We start from the raw sequence: 19,551 nt of genomic DNA, 5'->3' as shown, positions 1-19,551 counted from the left end.
ATCTTTCTTGTTTTGTTTTTTTCAAAATAAGGGTAAAGGTAGTTATTCAGTCTAATAGATTGAACAGGTGAAAAAGCGCTTTCTTTTGAAATAAGCATGTTCGACTATTTCAGAAAATGGAGAATTGAGAGATAATATAACAGGCGAAAAAATGAGCAAGGGTAAAGGTTCATTAGAAGAAATATTTGCCAGTAAAATGAAAGTGAGCTGCATTGAAAGAAAGACGCTTGCTTGACACATGCTCTGTATTTTAATCGAAAGGTGTTATGAACATGAATCATTTGCATCGTAGGATGGGAACTTTCGCTTTAATGATGGTAGGTCTTGGCTCAATCATTGGTTCAGGATGGCTCTTCGGTGCTTGGCGTGCGGCTCAAATCGCCGGCCCTGCTGCTATTTTGTCCTGGTTGATTGGGATGGTTGTGATTTTATTTATCGCTTTGTCTTATAGTGAACTCGGATCGATGTTTCCAGAGGCAGGCGGAATGGTGAAATATACGCAATATTCACACGGATCTTTTATTGGGTTTATTGCAGCTTGGGCGAACTGGATCGCCATTGTTTCTGTCATTCCTGTTGAGGCGGTTGCTTCCGTCCAGTACATGAGCTCATGGCCTTGGGAGTGGGCAAAGTGGACAACCCATTTGGTCACAAAAGGGGTTTTGACGACAGAAGGGCTTATGGTTGCCAGTGTGCTGCTTGTGATTTACTTTCTGCTTAATTATTGGACAGTTGGGTTATTTTCAAAAGCGAATACATTCATTACTGTGTTTAAAATTGTCATTCCAGGATTAACAATTGGTGCGCTCTTATTCGTAGGTTTTCATAGTGAGAATTTTACTTCTGGAACAAGTATTGCCCCTAACGGCTGGGCGAGTGTGCTGACAGCTGTTGCGACATCAGGGATTGTGTTTGCCTTTAATGGCTTTCAAAGCCCGATTAATATGGCCGGTGAGGCAAAGAATCCAGGCCGGTCGATTCCAATTGCCATTGTCGGATCGATTTTCATTGCGACTGTGATTTATGTTCTTTTACAAGTCGCCTTTATCGGTGCTGTTGATCCATCTATGATTGTGAATGGATGGAGCCATTTGAATTTTAATTCGCCATTTGCTGACCTTGCCATTGCGCTTGGGATTAACTGGCTTGTTCTGATTTTATATGCGGATGCGTTTGTGTCACCTTCTGGTACAGGAATTACGTATACCGCAACAACATCTCGTATGATTTATGGAATGGAAAAAAATAAATACATGCCAAGTGTGCTTGGCCGTCTGCACCCTATTTACGGCGTGCCTCGTCCAGCAATGTTTTTTAACTTAGCCGTATCGTTTATCTTTCTGTTTTTATTTAGAGGCTGGGGTGTACTTGCTGAAATTATCTCTGTTGCAACGCTCATTTCTTATTTGACTGGACCAGTGACCGTCATGACGCTGAGAAAGACAGGGACAGATTTATATCGACCACTTCGAATAAAAGGACTCAGCATCATTGCTCCTCTCGGCTTTGTCTTCGCCTCATTGACGCTGTATTGGGCGAGATGGCCGTTAACAGGTCAGGTGCTGTTCATTATTCTCATCGGTCTACCTATCTATTTTTACTATCAAGCAAAAGCGAAGTGGAAAGGCTTCGGCCGCAACTTTAAAGCGGGTGCTTGGATGGTTGTGTACCTGCTTGTGATGATGACAATTTCCTGCCTTGGAAGTGACAAATTCGGTGGTTATAACATCATTCATTATGGCTGGGACATGGCACTTATTACAGTGGTTGCTCTGCTATTTTATATGTGGGCACTCAAAAGTGGATATGAAACAGAGTTTTTAGAGGATGCGAAAAAAATCAATGATGAGCTGCGTGCTTCTTCGCAAGAAGCCGCATCTTCTAAAGAATAAAGGAACGGCTGCCTGAACATTCCGGGCAGCCGTTTTTATTTGGATGAATGGTGCATCACATGCCGCTTCAGCCAAGTGGTGACGCCGCGCAAAATGGCCGCTGTGACAAGTGAAAAGAGCACATATCTCCAAAGCTGACCTAAGCCTTGTCCACTCAGCCAGAACACGATGCCTAGAATGATGAGGGTGAACATGAGCAAGAATAAAAATGATGCAGAACAGAAAAAAGCCTTCACAGAAGGTCACCTCCTCGGAGTATTGTATGCAGGCAATTGAAGGATCAGACCAGCTATGAAAGGGTAGAATCATGTTGAAATCTATTGCAAAAGTCAGATAAAAACGCCAAGTGATTTGACAGTTGTGTTAAGATGAGAGCATATTTTGTAAAGTTGTTGGTCATAGACGGAGGTGTTTGGAAATGCAGATACAAAAGGTTCTAAACAATAATGTCATTAGTGTCATAGATGAACAAGGAAAAGAAATCGTCGTCATGGGGAGAGGCATTGCGTTCCAGCGGCGTCCGGGGGACCCGGTGGACGAAGCGTTAATTGATAAAGTCTTTCGCCTAGAGGATCATTCTGTTCACGAGCGGATGAAAATGCTGCTTCAAGAGGTTCCGTATGATGTGGTCAAGGTAACGGAGGAAATGATCCAATATGCACATACAAAGCTGAACCGAAGATTAAACGAAAGTCTGCATGTATCGCTGGCAGACCACATTCATTACGCCATCGAACGGTTGAAGAAAAATCATCTGATTGAGAATTCGCTTATTTGGGAGATTAAACGCTTATACAAAGATGAATTTCTTGTGGCAAAGGACTGTCTTGAGATGATTGAAGAGCGTCTTCATATTGAACTGCCGGAGGATGAAGCAGGCTTTATTGCCATGCATATCATTAACGCAGAGCTCAATGAGGATATGAATACGACGGTCAATATCACAAAGGAAGTCAATGCTATTCTCACCATTGTGAAATATCATCTCAACATGGAATTTGATGAAGACTCACTCAACTTTTATCGTTTTCTCACGCATTTGCGCTTTTTCGTCCAGCGTCTGATCAATGAAACACTGCTTGTCAGCGAAGATCAGGACTTATATCAGCTGATTAAAGTGAAATATCCGAAAGCATACGATTGCGCAAAGAAAATCGCAGAATATGTCTATCAAACCTATCACCGAGATCTCACATCAGAGGAGATGCTGTATCTATCAATTCACTTGAATCGACTGATCAAACGAGAAAAATAAAGATAGATTTTAAAAGAAAGCGTTGACATGAGAAAAGGTGAGTGGTACTATTTGCTCATAAACATAAAAGAATACGGTTTCACAATGATCGTCTTAGAGGATTGTGACTGTTCGGCAGGCAAAACCTAAACGTTCACTGAAAAAGCGCAACAGCAAGTTGCGACTATTTTTGGTGCCCGTTTAGGTTTTTATTTTGCCCAAAAACGTATTTTTTTGAAAAAAAGGGGGTTTTTGTATGAGTTATCGTCAATTAGCAGAAGACATTATCAAACACATTGGTACAGAGAAAAACGTTCATTCATTGGTTCATTGTGCCACAAGGCTTCGCTTCACATTAAATGACAGATCAAAAGCAGATAAAGCGGCTATTGAAAAATTAAATGGCGTCGTCACAGTGATGGAAAGTGGCGGCCAATTTCAAGTGGTCATTGGCAATACAGTACCAGAGGTTTATCGAGAAATTGGAGAGTTTACGAATCTATTAGAGGATTCCGCTGCTTCATCTGCAAAATCAGGTGATGAGAGCACAAGCCTTTTCGGAAAATTCGTCGACATTGTATCGGGGATTTTCACACCACTTCTTGGTGTCATGGCGGGTGCAGGTATTTTAAAAGGTCTATTAGGCATCTGTATCAACGCGAAATGGTTATCTCCTGAAGATACGTCGTATCAAATTTTATTTGCTGCGTCAGACAGCTTGTTCTACTTCCTGCCATTATTGCTCGCATTCACTTCTGCTAGGAAGTTTAAAGCGAATCCGTTTGTCGCTGTGACGATAGCGGGTGCACTGATTTACCCAACCATTCAAGAATTGTCAAAAGGCGGCGGAGATGTGACATTCTTCGGGATTCCAGTCGTCTTAATGTCTTATACATCTACGGTCATCCCAATCATTTTGGCAGTGTTTGTCATGGGATATATCGAACGTTTCTTTAACAAAGTCATTCATGAAAGTGTCAAAAACTTTATTACTCCACTGATTTTGCTTGTCACGGTTGTTCCGCTGACACTCATCGTATTCGGACCATTTGGTGTGTATGCAGGGAATGGCATTGCAGCTGTTTTGCTGAAAGTATTCTCCTTTAGTCCTACACTTGCAGGTGCTTTAATTGCGATGGCTTGGCAGATTCTTGTCATCTTCGGTATCCATTGGGGACTTGTGCCAGTGATTTTAAATAATATCGCAGTCCATGGGAAAGATCATATCAAGCCGGCCACTGCGCCAGCTGTATTCTCACAAGCCGGTGCTTCCATCGGTGTTATGCTGAAAACAAAGAATAAAAAACTGAAATCATTGGCTGGATCGACAGCAGTTTCTGCTGTGTTTGGGATCACAGAGCCAGCTGTATACGGGGTTACGCTTCGTTTGAAAAAACCATTTATTGCAGCCGTTATCTCTGCCGGAGTCGGCGGTGCGATCATCGGTTATTCACAAAGTATTGCGATTGCGTCAGGCCTTCCAAGTTTACTGACACTGCCGATTTTCTACGGTCAAGGATTTACAGGGTTCATCATCGGAATCTCGGTGTCGTTCGTCCTTTCGATCATCTTAACCTATTTGATTGGATTTAAAGATCCAGTAGACGAAGATGAAACACCGGCAGCCGCTTCTGCACCGGCAATTGAAAACGAACATGGGGTCAAAGCCGCTCATGTGAAAAGTCCTTTAAAGGGCGAGGTCATCAAGCTGGAGGAAGTGCAGGATAAGGCATTCTCATCAGGTGCACTAGGAAAGGGTGCAGCCATCATCCCATCTGAAGGAAAGCTGTTTGCACCAGTCTCAGGAGTTGTGACAACGGTGTTCCCAACTGGACATGCGTATGGTCTAACCTCTGAAAGCGGAGCAGAAGTACTCATTCATATTGGACTGGATACCGTGCAATTAGGCGGAAAGCATTTTACCCCGAAGGTTGCTCAGGGGCAAACGATTACAGAAGGCGAACTGCTTGCTGAGTTTGATATTGAAGCTATCCAAGCAGCCGGCTTGTCCGTCACAACACCAGTGATTATTACCAATTCAGGTGAGTTTAGCGATATCATAGAAACAGAAGAGAAACAAATCACACCAGGACAATCATTTTTACATCTAGTTTAAACAAGAGGAGGAAGAAATCATGAGATATTCAACACTAGCATCATTTCCAAAAGACTTTTTCTGGGGCGGATCTACTTCCGCCTATCAGGTAGAGGGTGCATGGAACGAGGATGGCAAGGGGCCTTCTGTCATTGACATGAGAGCAAGTTATCCTGAAGGGACAACGGATTTTAAAGTCGCAAGCGATCACTATCACCGCTATAAAGAGGATGTGAAGATGTTTGCGGAAATGGGCTTGAAGGCTTATCGCTTTTCCATTGCGTGGACACGGATCATTCCAGATGGAGATGGGGAGATCAATCAAAAGGGGATTGAATTTTATCATTCTCTCATCGATGAATTACGCCGCTATGACATTGAACCTATCGTGACAATGTATCATTTTGACCTGCCTCATGCACTTCAAGTAAAGGGCGGGTGGTCTAACCGCGGGACAGTGGATGCGTTTGAACGCTATGCAGAGGTGCTATTCAAGGAGTATGGTCAGAAGGTGAAATATTGGCTGACCATTAATGAACAAAACATGATGATCTTGCATGGATCAGCGCTCGGTACACTTGATCCAAATTTAGAAAATCCGAAAAAAGAACTGTATCAGCAAAATCATCATATGCTCGTTGCACAAGCAAAAGCCATGACGCTCTGTCATCAAATGCTGCCTGAAGCGAAAATTGGACCGGCGCCAAACGTCGCGCTCATTTATCCGGCTTCTCCAAAGCCTGAAGATGTGCTTGCTGCGGCGAATTACAATGCGATCCGCAACTGGCTTTATCTTGATATGGCGGTGTTCGGCCGTTATAACAACCTTGCTTGGGCGTACATGAAAGAAAAAGACATTCTTCCTGTCATCGAAGAGGGAGATATGGATATTTTGAAAAGTGCAAAGCCAGACTTCATTGCCTTTAACTACTACACCTCACAAACGGTTGAAGCGAGTAAAGGAGATGGCAACGACGAATTTGCACGCGGTGGAGATCAGCATTTGAAATCAGGTGAAGATGGCGTCTACAAAGGCGGCAACAACCCATTCTTAAGTAAAAATGCGTTTGGCTGGGAGATTGACCCTGTCGGCTTCCGTTCAACGATGCGGGAGATTTATGACCGCTATCAGCTGCCGCTTATTATCACAGAAAACGGATTGGGTGCTTTCGACAAGTTAGAAGAAGATGGATCAATTCAGGATGACTATCGAATTGATTATTTAGAAAAACATATCGAACAAATCAAATGGGCGATCACAGACGGCGTCGAGGTATTTGGATACTGCCCGTGGTCAGCCATCGACTTAATCAGCACACACCAAGGATGCTCCAAGCGCTACGGATTCATCTACGTCAATCGCGACGAATTTGACCTAAAAGACCTCAAGAGAATTCGCAAAAAGAGCTCTTACTGGTATGAAACCTTGATACAGCAAAATGGAGACAACATCGGGAAGTAACATATGAATAAGCCAATCACCTCATGAGCGGGTGGTTGGCTTTTTTTCGTTCACTTTATTGGCAAGATCATATTGTTCGAGTTGTTCTAAAATGATAGCTAGATTTTAACAGCCTAATAAACTGTTTTCTTTTATAATCCGAAGAATATCACAATCCATTTCGCTGTTTAGAATGCTACATCAGTTGGTAGACCCAGGCAGCTTGTATTTTTAGTTTGGGCTTCTTTAGATTGTGGTGGGAATATCTTGCCCCATTGTTTAGGATTATGCATTTCGGCTTGTGTCATTTGTCTACCACACAAATTTTCACCAAAACGAAGTTCTAAAAAATAAAAAAATGATTGCGGACACCGCAACCAAAAAAGGAATTTTCTTGAATCTATCTTAAATCCATTGATACACTCATTTTAATTTGATAACCTTGATTTTGGAATTTAATACAAAAGGAGGAAATATAAATAAAATGTTCAAAAAAACACTTTTAATCCTAATTACCCTAGCTCTTGTCTTGTCAATATGGACTCCATTTTCATCAGAAGCATCAGCAGAAACACACTTTATCAATTCACAAGAATTAGAATCGTTAGTAACACCAACAGTTCTACAGAATGAACAAGCTACCAAAGAATTAGACGAACTTGAAATGAAAATGGGAGAATACATAGAAAACCTTCCATTTACAGAAAAAGAATTCGAAAACATGTCAGAGTCAGAACAAAATAAATTGATAGATCAATATTTCAACAATGAAGAATTTTTATCTTTAGAAAACCGAATGAAACAACTTGACTCCAAAAGTAATCAGAGTGAAATCACAACACAAGCACTACCAGTATTCTTCATACCTATCGCAATGACTGTTGGTCGAGTTGCTTTATGGGCTATTAGATCAAAAGGCGCAAAAGTTGCCGTAAAGTATTTGAAAAACAGAATAAAAGGTTTTGGTAAAAACTATGAAATTGGTTGGAACTACACAAATAAATATGGAAAAGTAACAAGCCTTGTTAAGGTATTCCATAAAAAGGGTAAAAAGAAAACACGAGTATTTGCAGTTGATAATGGAAAAGTCCCATTAAAACCGGGTTCAACCAAATGGTACTGGCATTTTCACGTAGCTCCAAACATCCACATACACCATGCACTTAGAGCATCAATACCAAGCAAACACAAAGCTAAAAAAGGTGAAACTATACTCCACTAGAAAAAAAGAAAAACCCTATTATAAGGGTTTTTCTTTTTTGGAATCGTATTCTTTAATAATATCAATTGGATCAATCGCATCATCGTCTTGTGTGTATTCCTCTACATAAGGAGTAATCAATTTCTTAAACCGCTTTTCATCATCCACTAAAGCAATACAAGTTTCATAACCCTCAAAATCAGATGGATATAAATGTGCAACAGAACTACCAGTTTCTAAAGCCTTATCAATTGCATTTCTTAATTCTAACAAACCTTTTCGATTCCCCAAAATCAATGCTTCCATGTGATGAGTTTCTTGAGCATATATATTACACATCTCTAAAATATCATCATCATCCACTTGAATAGACATACAAAAATCACCCCCAAAGTAAAATTTAGTCAATTATATAATTATTGATGCCAACATGCCAAGACCTCAAACGTCTCATTGGCTACTTTATCCTCATCTTCTTTAATCCTGATCAGATCTTCTTTATGGCTTCTAACAGCTTTTTATCTCTTTCAAGAAGGCTGCTTTGTAAGTATTCTTGCTGTTTTTCAACTTGCTGGAGTTTACAAATAACATCTAACTCTCTACTATCATTATACCCTGAATTTAATTAAATTTATAGACTGTTTCTCGCCCATATCTAGCCGTATACTGTTATACGCAAGTCAAAAACGATAAGGGGTGTGGCTGTATGAATGACAAGCAAAAGGTGTTAGATCCTGGGCCATTTTTTCATGGGACAAAAGCGGAGTTGAAGATTGGAGATCTGCTTGAACCGCTGCATTTATCCAATTATCAGGATAAAAAATCGAACCATATCTATTTCACCGGAACACTAAACGCGGCCAAATGGGGTGCTGAATTAGCTAGGTCTGATGCGAAAGAAAGAATTTATATTGTAGAACCGTTAGGCGAGTTTGAAAATGATCCAAATGTGACTGACAAAAGATTCCCTGGCAACCCAACACGTTCTTATCGATCGAAATCTCCGTTGAAAATAGTCGCAGAATTAGGCTCATGGGAAAGACATTCCGATGAAGAAATCAATCATATGCTGAGCTCCTTAAAAAAATTAAGTGAAGAAGGAAAAAATGTCATATACGATTGATGATACGTATATCTAAATAACACGATGGCCGCCTCATGAACTGGGCGGCCTTTTTTTGATCTTATTGAAACAACGCATCCATCAGCTCATTAAATGTTTTGGCTTGCTTGAGGGAGTGAATGCGGTCTGGATTGTCCAGTAAATCGACAGCCTTTTCAAAGAATTGGTTCATACAGGCAGCGTCATCCTTATGAATCGCTAATAAAAAGACAAGTGATACTTGGTCTCCCTGCCAGTCAATCGGCTGTTTTAAGCGTGCGATGGCTACAGAGGAGGTGCCTTCATTTGTGATGAGCGGGTGCGGCATTGCAATACCGCTGCCAAGATAGGTAGACGACATTTGCTCCCGCTCAAGCACCGAGGACCGAAAAGAAGACGATACTAGCTGATGTGCCTCTAAACGGCTACATAATGTGTCTAATACCTCATCTTTGCTGCTTAGATCAGCATTCATTAAAGTCAACCGCTCTTGAAAAAACGCCATCAGTTCTTTTAAGGGTGCCCCGTGTCCATTTAATAAATGAATAACTTCATTCACACGCTGTATATCGTGTTGTTCAAAAAAGGCGCTGACCTGAATGACTGGTTTCCCCTTTGGTGTGAGTGGAACGGTTGTGATGATGACGTCACACGGCAACGAGGTGCTCATGAGATAATCCTGATAGGAATAGAGCTCAACAATGTCAAGCTCGTGCTGAAAGGCTGACTTCAATTTAATTTCAAGCAGCCTTGCCGTCCCTAGTCCAGATCCGCACACGATAATGGCTTTCTTTTTTTGCGAGGTATCGAGCTGACTTCTTTCAAATGAAGCAGCGATATGCAAGGCAACATATGCGGCCTCGTCTTCATTTGGTGTGCGCACCAGCTGTAAGGCATTTAGTCCGCTGACAGCCAAATCAAACGGGTAAGGATAGGACGCTTTGATCTCATGTAAAAGCGGATTTTGTAATGATACGCCATATTGGATTCGATTTAATAGCGGCTTCATATGAAGCATCAAGTCTTGCTGCAGGATGTTGTCCTCAGCAAAACGATGGCCGCTTGTTTTCTCAATGTGCTGTAGAAAGACTGTAACCGCCTGCTGAACTTCTACTGTCGTCTGGTGCTGGGCGGCTTCTTTCCACGTTTGATTCGCCAGCAGATGCATGACTAAGTAATCTGTTTCATCCTCTGATAAGGTCACATAAAAAGTGTCACTCACCTGATGGATGATTTTTTGGGCAATTCTCATCAAAACTGGTGATCTTTGTGTGCGGGCGGTACTGGCGGATATCCGCTGGTTTTTCCGTGTTTGCTGAATCGCAATGGCTAAGTGAATGACTAAATTTTTTAAGGCAATATCTTTAATGAGCAATGACTCTTGATGCAGGTTCGTCAGGACAATCGATCGAATGGTTTCAAGAGAAATATCAGGAAAATGGAGTTGCTCCCGCTCGGTGATATGAGAGAGTGCAGGCTCTTCCTCAAGGAGTAAGTCTGCATAGCACGTTCTTTTTTGCAGCTCATCCCCTTCAATCTTTAAGCCAAATCCAGGCTTTGATACAAGGGTCATACCGTAACGGGCTAACAGCTCTCGTCCTTTTTTTAAATCACTGCTGACCGTCATGCGGCTGATAAACAGTTCTTCAGCCAGCTGGTCAATTTTTAAGTAATCTGATTGAAGCAGCAGCTTTCTCATCATAAATCGTACACGCTCTTCTGGCATGACGGGGACAAGAGAGCGGGCAGGAAGCTTTTGTTGATGAAGCCAAAGTAAGAAAGCGTCTTGGTCACTTGTTAAAAGAGTATACCCCTTTCCTCGAATCGTTTTAATCATAGCTCCAGCTTCCTTTAAATACTCATTTGCCTCCTTGATTAAATTGCGAATAGAGCGGTCAGATAAGCGAAAAGAGGCAGTGAGCTCCTCCAGCTTTACGAACCCCTTTGTTTCAAATAGCCGCTGAATCAGCTGATAGGTTCGAGGATCTGCCGTCATCATCATTGCGCGGCTCCTTGCGCCTGTAAGGCATCAGTTCCAAGAGCAATGGCGCCCATTAAACCAGATAATCCATCAAAGGATGGTTTTGTGATAATTTCATGTAAAGGCTTTGGCAGCTGCAAATAGCCGTGAAGCCGTTTGTCTGTTTCATCAAGAATAAGCGGCAGCATAGCCGGCTGTTTCATCACGCCTCCTCCTAAAATGATGCGTTCTGGTGAAAGGGTGAGCAGCAGGTTAGCGGTCATTTGACCGAGATAATAAGCATGAAGTGACCAAGCAGGATGATCCTCTGGCAGCATGGGTGCCAGTGTATGATAGCGTCCTTCTATGGCAGGTCCAGATGCCAGTCCCTCTAAACAATCATGATGAATAGGGCAGCAGCCTCCGTAGGTGTCATGAGGATGCCGCTGAACGGTGATATGACCCATTTCTGGATGCAGCAATCCGTGAATAAGGCGATGTTCAATATAGGCACCGCCGCCTATTCCAGTCCCAACGGTGATGTAGACCAGAGAAGCAGGCTTTTCTGCTTCAGTTGAAAAACGGGCTTCTCCGAGTGCTGCACAGTTTACATCGGTATCAAGCTTCATCGGGAGCCCGAGGGCTTGTTTTAAGGTAGAGAGGAAAGGGAATTGGCGCCAGGCTGTTTTTGGTGTATCTAAAATCGTCCCGTAGCTTGGGCTTTGCTCTTTCACATCGACAGGCCCGAATGCCCCAATTCCAATTGCATCGACACGATGCTTTGTAAAGTAATCGATCACTTGCCGGCATGTTTCATCTGGATTCCCTGTTGCAAAGGAAGTCATGTGTTCAATCGTTCCGTCTGTTGTTCCGTAGCCGCAGACAAATTTCGTTCCGCCTGCTTCAATGCCTCCAATTCGCATGATCAATGCCCTCCATTAAAGAGGGGCGGAATCCATTGGATCCCGCCCCTACATGTTCATTTTTTCTTTACAATGTAGGTTTGTACCTGACAAGGTGTGAGCGGTTCAATGTGTAATGATCCATGTTGTGCTTTGAGTATATGGCCTTCAGGTGTTTCTCCTAAATTCGCTGTTTCTCCGTGTTGTAGAGATGAACTATTGATTGAAGCGGCTGTTTGACGCGTTAAATATGGATTGAAGAGACGAATGACAATGCCTGTTCCGTGCTCTTCTTTTTTCAGAGCGCTTAGAATGGCTCCGTCTGTCTCGATGTCAAGCAGACTATAAGTAGATTGTAAGTCTTCTTTTTCATCTCGGAAAGAGAAAATTAAACGACCGTTTAAAAAGTCTGCCCGCTCGTAGCATTGAACAGGGGTGGTATACCGTTTGGCAAGCTGCGCTAAGTGTCCCTCGCTGACTGCGTCCTTGCTATAGTGCATTCCAAATGAGAATGACAGTGCACCTTGCAGCTGAGCGTCAGGTGTCTCCACAATTTTTTCACCAGATGCGCGGCCTGGACGGTAAAGAAGGTTTTCTTTCCCCATTTTTCCGAAACAGCGGAAGAGCGTATATGCGATCGTTGTGTAGTCTTCTCCTGTGATTTGGTATTCTCTCACGCAGTCCGTCAATAGAGCGACACCGTATGCTTCATCACGAAGTGCAGTAAAGGATTGCATCGGTTCAATGGTGATCGGTTTTTCTTCCCAATGTTCATTGTTCCACCATTCAAGCTCTTGCGTCAGCTCTGTTGGGCGTTCGATTGTCCCAAACTGCTGATCGCTCAGTGATACGTTTGATGCGATGCCTGTATCAAAGAGAACGCGCAGGCGATGATCTAACGCATGGTTGTCCACATCTACATGAAAACGGATGACAGCATCGTCTTTGTTTAATGTCACCTTCGCTGTGATCGGAAGTGAAGTCGAAGCCGATTGCTGAGAGCGCTCCTCTAGGTCATACGGGACAGTGAGCTGAAGCTGGATGGTCAGCTCTTGCTGCAGGCCGCTTTTAGCCACTGAGATGTCTGCTGATGAAAGATCCTTGGATGACATATACAGGTCCTCACGCGGGGGTGAATAGTTATAGGAATCCCCATCGTCTCCGTTGTCTTCAAAGATCATTTGCTCAGAGAATGTCCGGCCAGTTTGTTTATCTGTGATGTCCAGTGATCCGTTGTCATTTGCCGCAATGCGATAATACGTATTTTCAATTACGCGTCCTTCAGTTTGTTCCCATAGAGATTCGCTTGATTCATCGAAGACCATGCTGACCTGTGTATAACCAACTGACGGTAAGCTGGTGGCTTCAATCAGCAGAACGGCTTTCCATACTTGCTTTGGCATGTACACTTCTTTACTTGGGTTAAGAGAAATTTGCTGTGCCAGCACATAATCTGTGACATCGGTTTTGCTTTTCACTGTGTACTGAAGCGTTCGTCCATTGGCATCCTTTAGCGTAAATGGACGTTCTGTGATAAAGGTTTCGACTTCAATGACTTCAGAACGTTTTGAAGGCAGTGTATTGAACAACGTGAACGTGATTTCTTGCTCTGTTTGCAGTCGAATAGTGATGAGACGCATGTGCAAGTCCACAAGATTCTCAGCGATTTCCTTTGCCTGCTTGTAGCGGAAGAAGACATCTTGGTTTGTCGTGTCACTATTACAGCCGCCAATGCTGTCATGCGCTGCATTTTCAAACATGAGGTACCAAATATCGCGAACCGTATCATGCGGATAGTCGTGTCCAAGCGAATAGCTGATCGTTAGGATGGGCTCCATCACATTCACGAGATAGTTTTCAATTTGATTGTTTAAGATTTTTAAATCCGCTCGTGTTGAAAAGATCGATTTGTGAATCCGCATATGCTTCGCATGAATGAGCTCTCCGTGTAATGTCTCGAAAGATGTCCGCTCTTTTTTCACTGCTGCAATATAATCTTCTAAACTGCTGATTTGATAGTGATGCTCGTCAAGTTCATTGGCTTTTTCTAATAAGTCAGGAAGGTTTTTGCGAATCGGTGCTTGGTCAAAACCGTTCGGGAAATAGACATTCTTTGTGGTTGCCTTTGCTTGCAGCGCACCAATTTTTTCAGTTAAAAAGGCTTGTAAGTCCTCATCCTTCTCAGGGATATTTCCACCGTAGTAGTAGCCAAATGGCAGATTCACAGCAAATACTTCACTGCCGTCAGCGCCGCGCCAATTGAATTCAGTATGATTCGTCATATGGTCAGAAACGCCGCGCCAAAATGCTGTATCGACAATGCCGAAGCCTCGATAAATTTGAGGCATTTGTGCGGATTGACCGAAGGAATCAGGGACATAGCCGACTTTCATCACGTGGCCGAACTGCTGACAGCGTTCAATTCCATATTGCAGGTTCCGCACAATCGATTCACCTGAAATGACGAGCTGGTCGGTTTGGGTATACCATGGGCCAATGATGAGACGTTTCGCTGTGACAAGCTTCTTGATTCGATTCTCATCCTCTGGACGCCATTTCAAATAATCATCTAATAAGGATGCCTGGGCATCGAGCATGAAGTAATGGAATCTTTCATCTGTTTCAAGGGTATCTAAGATGTCCATTACGCTTTTCATTAAGTAGATACGGGAGCGGGAGGTGGTGAAATACCATTCCCGGTCCCAGTGAGTATGTGGAATCACATGTACATTGACAGTCATTGATCAACGACACCTTTCTTCGTTCAAATTATCCTTCTAGCACAAGGTCAAAATCGTCTTCTTCTTTCTGCTTTTGATCATGTTCCGGCGTTTTTGGCTCTTTTTTCTCAGAGAAATTCACAAGCAGGTTGGCGCCAATACCGATGACGAGTGCGCCAGTTAGAGCTCCGATTAAATAAGCCCACCAGTTTCCGACTGAGAAGAAGCCGTATAGCCCGCCAATTGGCGGCATGATGTCATGAACTCCTAATAATGCAGCGACCCCGCTTCCAACAGCACATGCGACAACATTGAGCGGAATCAATTTCAAAGGATTGACGAGGGTAAAAGGGATTGCCCCTTCCGTAATACCGATAATACCCATGACAAGACCGCCTCGTCCGGCTTCTCTAAAGGTTGGGGAGAAGTTGCGTTTTCGAATCAATGTCGCAAGCCCGTATCCAAGCGGTGGAATGACAATGGCAATATTGACGAGAATGGCAGGGAGATAGACGCCTGATAGGAAGAGTGCGTTACCAGCCATCCAAGCGGATTTATTCACCGGTCCGCCAAGATCGAAGCCAATCATCGCACCTAAAATCAGAGCGAGTGCGAGAGTGCTTGTTCCATCAGCGACCATGCCTTTGATCCATTCAATTAATGCCGTGTTCAAAGCACCTAATGGTCCGCCCAGCAGAACTGACATAAGAAGCCCTGTTAAGCCAACAGTAATGAGCGGCAGGATGAGCAGAGGGACGAGCCCGGCTGCAGAGCCTTGAATTTGAATTTTTCGTTTTACAAAAAGAGCAACATATCCTGCGAAGAAGCCTGCGATGACGGCACCAATAAATCCAGCATTGGTTGAGCTGGCGAGAGCACCGCCGATAAAGCCGGCTGCAAGCCCTGATTTATCCGCAATCGAATAGGCGATAAATCCAGCGAGCAGGACGTTCATTAAGCCAATACCTGTCCAGCCAACCTGCTCCATTAAATAAGCACCGTGCAGTATGCCGCCAGCATCTTTATAGGTGTTTAAATCTGAAACACCAAACCCTAATCCGACCAGTTTTGCTAAACCAACGATAAGTGAGGCGCCGATGATTACAGGAAGAATATAAGAAATACCGGTCATGAGATGGCCTTCAATGACTTTTAATTTTGCTTTCATTTTCTTTGCTCCTTTCTATATGGCATTGCTCATGTTTATTGAGATTCAGACTTTTTCTTTTCTACAAGTGCTACAGCTTTGGTGATGATTTGTTCGGCATTTTTTAAGGCTCGTCCGATTTCGACACGTACAGTGGGAATGCCTGAGAAGCGTTCCGCATCGTTAATATGCTGATTTGAGGCAATGATGCAGAGGTCTGCCTGCTGTGCTTCCTCTGCTGTAATGCCGTTCACCTGTCCCATAATCCCTTGCTGTTCGATTTTGATCTCGTGTCCGAGCTGTTTACCTGCATTTTCTAACGCTTTGGCTGCCATTGGTGTGTGAGCTAACCCTGCTGGACATGAAGTGACACCGACAATTTTCATTGTGTAATCCCCTCTTTCAATTGTTGTTCAATGACTTCGTAATAGTAATCAGCTGTTTGACCTGGTTGAATCTTTTCGATAAAAGCAGGTTCCATTAGGCTGGTCGCAATACCTGACAGTAATTTCAGGTGTGTGATATTTGCTTCCTCTAGTGGAACGAGCAGTGTAAATAAATAGCTTGTGGGCAAATCGTCGAAGCTTCCCCATTCAATGGGTTGTTCAAGTTCTAAAAAAAGAAGTGAAGCCGTTTGTACAGCGGAGCTTTTTGTATGTGGAATGGCGAAGCCTTGCTGAAGTCCTGTTGAGACTTCGTCTTCGCGTGTCAACAAATCTGCTAATAGCCCCGCCTGATCGTTTGTAATCTGAAGGTCTTCAGCTTTCTCGGAAATGTATTGTAAAATCTCATTCTTTGATCGTCCGTTTACTTGTGTGAAAACATGATCTTTTTGGAACAAGCTGATCCCTTCTCTCTCGTTTGTTAAGCGCTTACAAGTTGATTGTAATGTACTTTTCGTCATGGTTAAATAGCATCATTTTCCGTTTGAAATGGCAAAAAGTTTATGAAGCTATCTGTCTTGCTGACTGAATATCTCAAATCCTAGCTTAAAACGAGTTTAATTATGTAATAAACAGATTCTACTAAATGTCTTTCTGTGATATTCTTCCAAGGTATCATAAAAGATAAGGGGGTCTTTTCATGTTCAAAAAGCAGGTCAAATCCTGTGTGGCCGTACTCATGGCCATCATTCTATGTATGGCAGCATTACCTGAATACGAGGCAGCAGCTGCCAGTCATGGAACAAGTGTCAATGAAGCCATTGGGTTAAAAAATGGAGAAGTCATCTCAGGTACATTACAGAATGAAAAGGAAGAGTCGTGGTATCAAATCACGCCATCTGCACAAGAGGTGGCAAAACATACACATATGCAAATTTCTGTAAAAAGTAAACAAGTGCTGTCCGTATCGGTCTATCCAAGTAAGGACAGAGCGATGAAGGATGACACATATTCAAGATATCGCGTGGACACATCTAGCGGAGAAACAGAGATCAACTTCCCGCATGCATGGTCAGGTCCCTATTATGTCAAAGTGCTCTATTTAGGGTCGGAGGAAGACAGCCGTGATGAGGAAGAGGATGCGGTATTCACAATTGGATATAAAGGAGCTAACCTCCCGCCTTCTGAACCCGTTTTCCCTGAAGACGATGAGCCTGAAATCATCATTATAGAGAAAAAGTACGGGCGTGAAATTCTTCAATCGATTCGTACAATCGAAGATAAACGATTCAATGAAACGGCAGAAGGTCGGAAGCTTTCGCTTCTGCTCCAAAAGACAAAGCCGTTTCTCAAATCAAAGCTCATCAAACATCAAAAAGAGCAGCAAAAGGTATACAATCATCTGCTCACATTAAAAACACTGCTAAGTGACGTAGAGAAAAATGGTGCATTTAGTGGTCATATCGTAACAGAAAAAGAACAACAGGCGATTAGGTCCCTTTTTGATATGCTCAAAGATGCAAGTCCGGCTTATTTAAAAAAGGAATTAGAAGCCGTCAGTCAAAAAATTGGCATTGATCAGCTTGAAGGAAAATCAGCCGGTTATGTATTAGAGAAACAAAAGCTTGTAAAAGAAGAGAAGGTTAAAACGAATAAGATCATTTTTAAATTAAAGGATGGCCAAACACTTCAATCTGCGAAAAAGAAGATGAAAAGCTACGGCATCCAAGAAAACCGTGTGACATCACAGTCAGTCAGTCCTTTATTCAAAGGAATGTATGTCTATGATGTGCCAGCAGGGCAAGAATCAGCTGGAAAGACACTAAAAGCAGGCAAAGCGGTCATCAAAAGCACGGCAAGAAAGCTCTCCAGCATGCCGAATGTTGAATTTGCAGAGCCTGTTCAAACCTATCGTGCGCTAAGCAACGACGCGCAGTATGGTTATCAGTGGCCGCTAAAAAACAGTGCGCAAAACAGCGGAAAAAAAGGCGCGGACGTCAAATTTGAACAAATGAATACACTGATTGGCACAAGCAAAATGAAGCAAACATTAATTGCTGTTGTGGATACAGGTGTAGACAGCCGTTTGACAGATTTAAGCGGGACTGTTCGTACAGACTTAGGTGCGAATCTCATTGGACGAAACAAAGATGCGATTGATGACAATGGACACGGTACGCATGTGGCAGGCATCATTGCCGCAAAATCCGATAATCATTACTCAATGGCAGGTCTCAACCAACATACGGGCATCATTCCAGTGAAGGTGCTGGATGCTTATGGATTTGGAGATACAGAGCATATTGCACTTGGAATCAAGCATGCAGTAGACAAAGGCGCAAAGGTCATTAACATGAGCCTTGGCGGCTATTACAGCAGAGTGATTGAATATGCAATGAATTACGCTGCTCAAAGAAATGTACTAGTCGTCGTGGCGAGTGGAAATGATGGCATACCAGAAATGGGCTACCCTGCGACATCAAAATACGCAATGGCGGTTGGCGCAAGCAACCGTATGGATATTGCCGCTGAGTTCTCAAGCTATGGCAAAGGACTGAGCATGTCAGCACCAGGGTCGGATATTCCGAGCTTAATGCCTGATGGGAATGTCTCATACCTTAGCGGGACATCAATGGCGACACCATATGTGGCAGCAGCAGCAGGGTTACTGCTTTCTAAAAATCCATCCTTGAAGCCAAATCAAGTGAGAAATCTTTTACAAAGTACAGCAGATGACATCTCATTTAAATCTGTTGATGGAAAAGACGACGTTTTCTATGATGAAAATGAGGAGCCAATTGTCGATCCGAAAATCCCGGGTATCGATTGGATGACAGGACATGGGAGATTGAATGCATTTGCTGCATTAAGCGCTGTTGAACTGAATGCATCTGTGAGCAAAGTGGAGGATCAGCACCAAAAGGTGACAGGTAAAGCAAAAGCCGGCGCTGCAATTTCTGTGTATAGAGGCAAAACCCTGCTTGGAAAAGGCACAGCAGGCAAAAAAGGAACCTTTAGTGTGAAGATTAAGCATCAGAACAAAAACAAGGTCCTTCACATTAAAATTTCAAAAGGAAAGGCCGCTACGACGCTCAAAACCGTTGTGAAAAAAGGCAAAGCACCAGCTAAGCCGAAAGTGAGCAAAGTAACCGTCAAAAGTAAAGCGGTCAAAGGGACTGCGGGTGCAGGCTTGACCATTAAAGTGAAAAACAAATCAAAGAAAGTCATCAAAACAGTCAAGACCAATAGCAAGGGTGCATTTACTGCCCAAATAAAACCTCAGAAAGCCAAAACGGTTTTGTATGTGACTGCTTCAGATGTGAGAAAAAGAGAAAGCAAAGCGGTAAAAGTGGTTGTGAAAAAATAAAAAAAGACCTCCCTTTCTAATAAAGGGGAGGTTTTTTTGTTTTTAACTGGAAAAATACCAATTCCTGTCGATAGTAATATAGTAGGAAAAAAAAGGAGGATATATCG

General features: G+C 43.0%; 15 protein-coding genes. 7 read left to right on the top strand and 8 right to left on the bottom strand.

Annotated features, from left to right (window positions below; all coding sequences use genetic code 11):
• The first annotated feature begins 272 nt into the window (after positions 1–272).
• Positions 273–1,892, top strand: a complete 1,620-nt coding sequence (locus MHI60_RS06035; protein ID WP_144486006.1) for an APC family permease — start codon at positions 273–275, stop codon at positions 1,890–1,892.
• A gap of 35 nt (positions 1,893–1,927) precedes the next feature.
• On the opposite strand, the gene MHI60_RS06030 is transcribed toward MHI60_RS06035, so the two are convergent.
• A complete protein-coding gene (locus MHI60_RS06030) occupies positions 1,928–2,128 on the bottom strand; it encodes a hypothetical protein (RefSeq protein ID WP_144486004.1) in 201 nt (66 codons plus the stop codon).
• A 182-nt stretch (positions 2,129–2,310) separates the two neighbouring features.
• Here MHI60_RS06030 and MHI60_RS06025 point away from each other — a divergent pair, with 182 nt between their 5' ends.
• From MHI60_RS06025 to MHI60_RS06010, 4 genes are all read left to right on the top strand, one after another.
• Complete coding sequence (locus MHI60_RS06025; protein ID WP_041088833.1) at positions 2,311–3,147, top strand: PRD domain-containing protein; 837 nt, start codon at positions 2,311–2,313, stop codon at positions 3,145–3,147.
• Positions 3,148–3,382: 235 nt separating this feature from the next.
• On the top strand, positions 3,383–5,242 hold the full coding sequence (locus MHI60_RS06020) for a beta-glucoside-specific PTS transporter subunit IIABC (protein WP_144486002.1): 1,860 nt from the start codon (positions 3,383–3,385) through the stop codon (positions 5,240–5,242).
• A gap of 19 nt (positions 5,243–5,261) precedes the next feature.
• On the top strand, positions 5,262–6,683 hold the full coding sequence (locus MHI60_RS06015) for a glycoside hydrolase family 1 protein (protein ID WP_144486000.1): 1,422 nt from the start codon (positions 5,262–5,264) through the stop codon (positions 6,681–6,683).
• A gap of 463 nt (positions 6,684–7,146) precedes the next feature.
• The gene (locus MHI60_RS06010; protein WP_144485997.1) at positions 7,147–7,884 is read left to right on the top strand and encodes a hypothetical protein; all 738 of its coding nucleotides are present in this window, start codon (positions 7,147–7,149) and stop codon (positions 7,882–7,884) included.
• 18 nt (positions 7,885–7,902) lie between these two features.
• On the opposite strand, the gene MHI60_RS06005 is transcribed toward MHI60_RS06010, so the two are convergent.
• Positions 7,903–8,238: a hypothetical protein gene (locus tag MHI60_RS06005; RefSeq protein WP_144485995.1), complete on the bottom strand. Its 336-nt coding sequence runs from the start codon at positions 8,236–8,238 to the stop codon at positions 7,903–7,905.
• Positions 8,239–8,569: 331 nt separating this feature from the next.
• On the opposite strand from MHI60_RS06005, the gene arr reads away from it, so the two are divergent.
• A complete protein-coding gene (arr, locus tag MHI60_RS06000) occupies positions 8,570–8,986 on the top strand; it encodes an NAD(+)--rifampin ADP-ribosyltransferase (RefSeq protein ID WP_024424404.1) in 417 nt (138 codons plus the stop codon).
• Between the two features lie 61 nt (positions 8,987–9,047).
• Here arr and MHI60_RS05995 read toward each other — a convergent pair whose 3' ends face one another.
• Genes MHI60_RS05995 through MHI60_RS05970 form a run of 6 tightly spaced genes read right to left on the bottom strand, consistent with a single transcriptional unit; the run spans position 9,048 to position 16,598 of the window.
• Positions 9,048–10,967 (bottom strand): BglG family transcription antiterminator, encoded by a 1,920-nt coding sequence (locus tag MHI60_RS05995; protein WP_144485994.1) that lies wholly within the window; start codon positions 10,965–10,967, stop codon positions 9,048–9,050.
• A complete protein-coding gene (locus MHI60_RS05990) occupies positions 10,964–11,848 on the bottom strand; it encodes an ROK family protein (protein WP_076840648.1) in 885 nt (294 codons plus the stop codon). Before MHI60_RS05990 ends, MHI60_RS05995 begins: the two co-directional genes overlap by 4 nt.
• A gap of 56 nt (positions 11,849–11,904) precedes the next feature.
• Positions 11,905–14,568, bottom strand: coding sequence for a mannosylglycerate hydrolase (mngB, locus tag MHI60_RS05985; protein WP_144472754.1), 2,664 nt, complete (start codon positions 14,566–14,568; stop codon positions 11,905–11,907).
• Between the two features lie 28 nt (positions 14,569–14,596).
• Positions 14,597–15,715, bottom strand: coding sequence for a PTS fructose transporter subunit IIC (locus tag MHI60_RS05980; RefSeq protein WP_024424401.1), 1,119 nt, complete (start codon positions 15,713–15,715; stop codon positions 14,597–14,599).
• Between the two features lie 35 nt (positions 15,716–15,750).
• Positions 15,751–16,080: a fructose PTS transporter subunit IIB gene (locus tag MHI60_RS05975; protein WP_024424400.1), complete on the bottom strand. Its 330-nt coding sequence runs from the start codon at positions 16,078–16,080 to the stop codon at positions 15,751–15,753.
• Positions 16,077–16,598 carry a PTS sugar transporter subunit IIA gene (locus MHI60_RS05970; protein ID WP_223250924.1) on the bottom strand — a complete coding sequence of 174 codons (522 nt, stop codon included), beginning with the start codon at positions 16,596–16,598 and terminating at the stop codon, positions 16,077–16,079. The genes MHI60_RS05975 and MHI60_RS05970 overlap by 4 nt, the downstream gene beginning before the upstream one ends.
• A 179-nt stretch (positions 16,599–16,777) precedes the next feature.
• Here MHI60_RS05970 and MHI60_RS05965 point away from each other — a divergent pair, with 179 nt between their 5' ends.
• Entirely contained in the window at positions 16,778–19,444 is a 2,667-nt protein-coding gene (locus MHI60_RS05965) for a S8 family peptidase (RefSeq protein WP_144485991.1), read from the top strand.
• Positions 19,445–19,551 lie beyond the last annotated feature (107 nt).

It is taken from the genome of Bacillus sp. FSL K6-3200 (assembly GCF_038630485.1).
Taxonomy (GTDB): Bacteria; Bacillota; Bacilli; order Bacillales; family Bacillaceae; genus Bacillus; species Bacillus safensis.
The sequence above is the reverse complement of the archived record's forward strand: the minus strand, read 5'-3'. Positions and strand labels throughout refer to the sequence as shown.

Bases quoted from the DNA above. Each gene is read 5' to 3' on its own strand.
- MHI60_RS05965 (WP_144485991.1), top strand. From the start codon at position 16,778: ATGTTCAAAAAGCAGGTCAAATCCTGTGTGGCCGTACTCATGGCCATC.
- mngB (WP_144472754.1), bottom strand. From the start codon at position 14,568: ATGACTGTCAATGTACATGTGATTCCACATACTCACTGGGACCGGGAA.
- MHI60_RS06035 (WP_144486006.1), top strand. From the start codon at position 273: ATGAATCATTTGCATCGTAGGATGGGAACTTTCGCTTTAATGATGGTA.
- MHI60_RS05980 (WP_024424401.1), bottom strand. From the start codon at position 15,715: ATGAAAGCAAAATTAAAAGTCATTGAAGGCCATCTCATGACCGGTATT.
- MHI60_RS06010 (WP_144485997.1), top strand. From the start codon at position 7,147: ATGTTCAAAAAAACACTTTTAATCCTAATTACCCTAGCTCTTGTCTTG.
- MHI60_RS05990 (WP_076840648.1), bottom strand. From the start codon at position 11,848: ATGCGAATTGGAGGCATTGAAGCAGGCGGAACGAAATTTGTCTGCGGC.
- MHI60_RS06005 (WP_144485995.1), bottom strand. From the start codon at position 8,238: ATGTCTATTCAAGTGGATGATGATGATATTTTAGAGATGTGTAATATA.
- MHI60_RS05995 (WP_144485994.1), bottom strand. From the start codon at position 10,967: ATGATGATGACGGCAGATCCTCGAACCTATCAGCTGATTCAGCGGCTA.
- MHI60_RS06025 (WP_041088833.1), top strand. From the start codon at position 2,311: ATGCAGATACAAAAGGTTCTAAACAATAATGTCATTAGTGTCATAGAT.
- arr (WP_024424404.1), top strand. From the start codon at position 8,570: ATGAATGACAAGCAAAAGGTGTTAGATCCTGGGCCATTTTTTCATGGG.
- MHI60_RS06020 (WP_144486002.1), top strand. From the start codon at position 3,383: ATGAGTTATCGTCAATTAGCAGAAGACATTATCAAACACATTGGTACA.
- MHI60_RS06015 (WP_144486000.1), top strand. From the start codon at position 5,262: ATGAGATATTCAACACTAGCATCATTTCCAAAAGACTTTTTCTGGGGC.
- MHI60_RS05970 (WP_223250924.1), bottom strand. From the start codon at position 16,598: ATGACGAAAAGTACATTACAATCAACTTGTAAGCGCTTAACAAACGAG.
- MHI60_RS05975 (WP_024424400.1), bottom strand. From the start codon at position 16,080: ATGAAAATTGTCGGTGTCACTTCATGTCCAGCAGGGTTAGCTCACACA.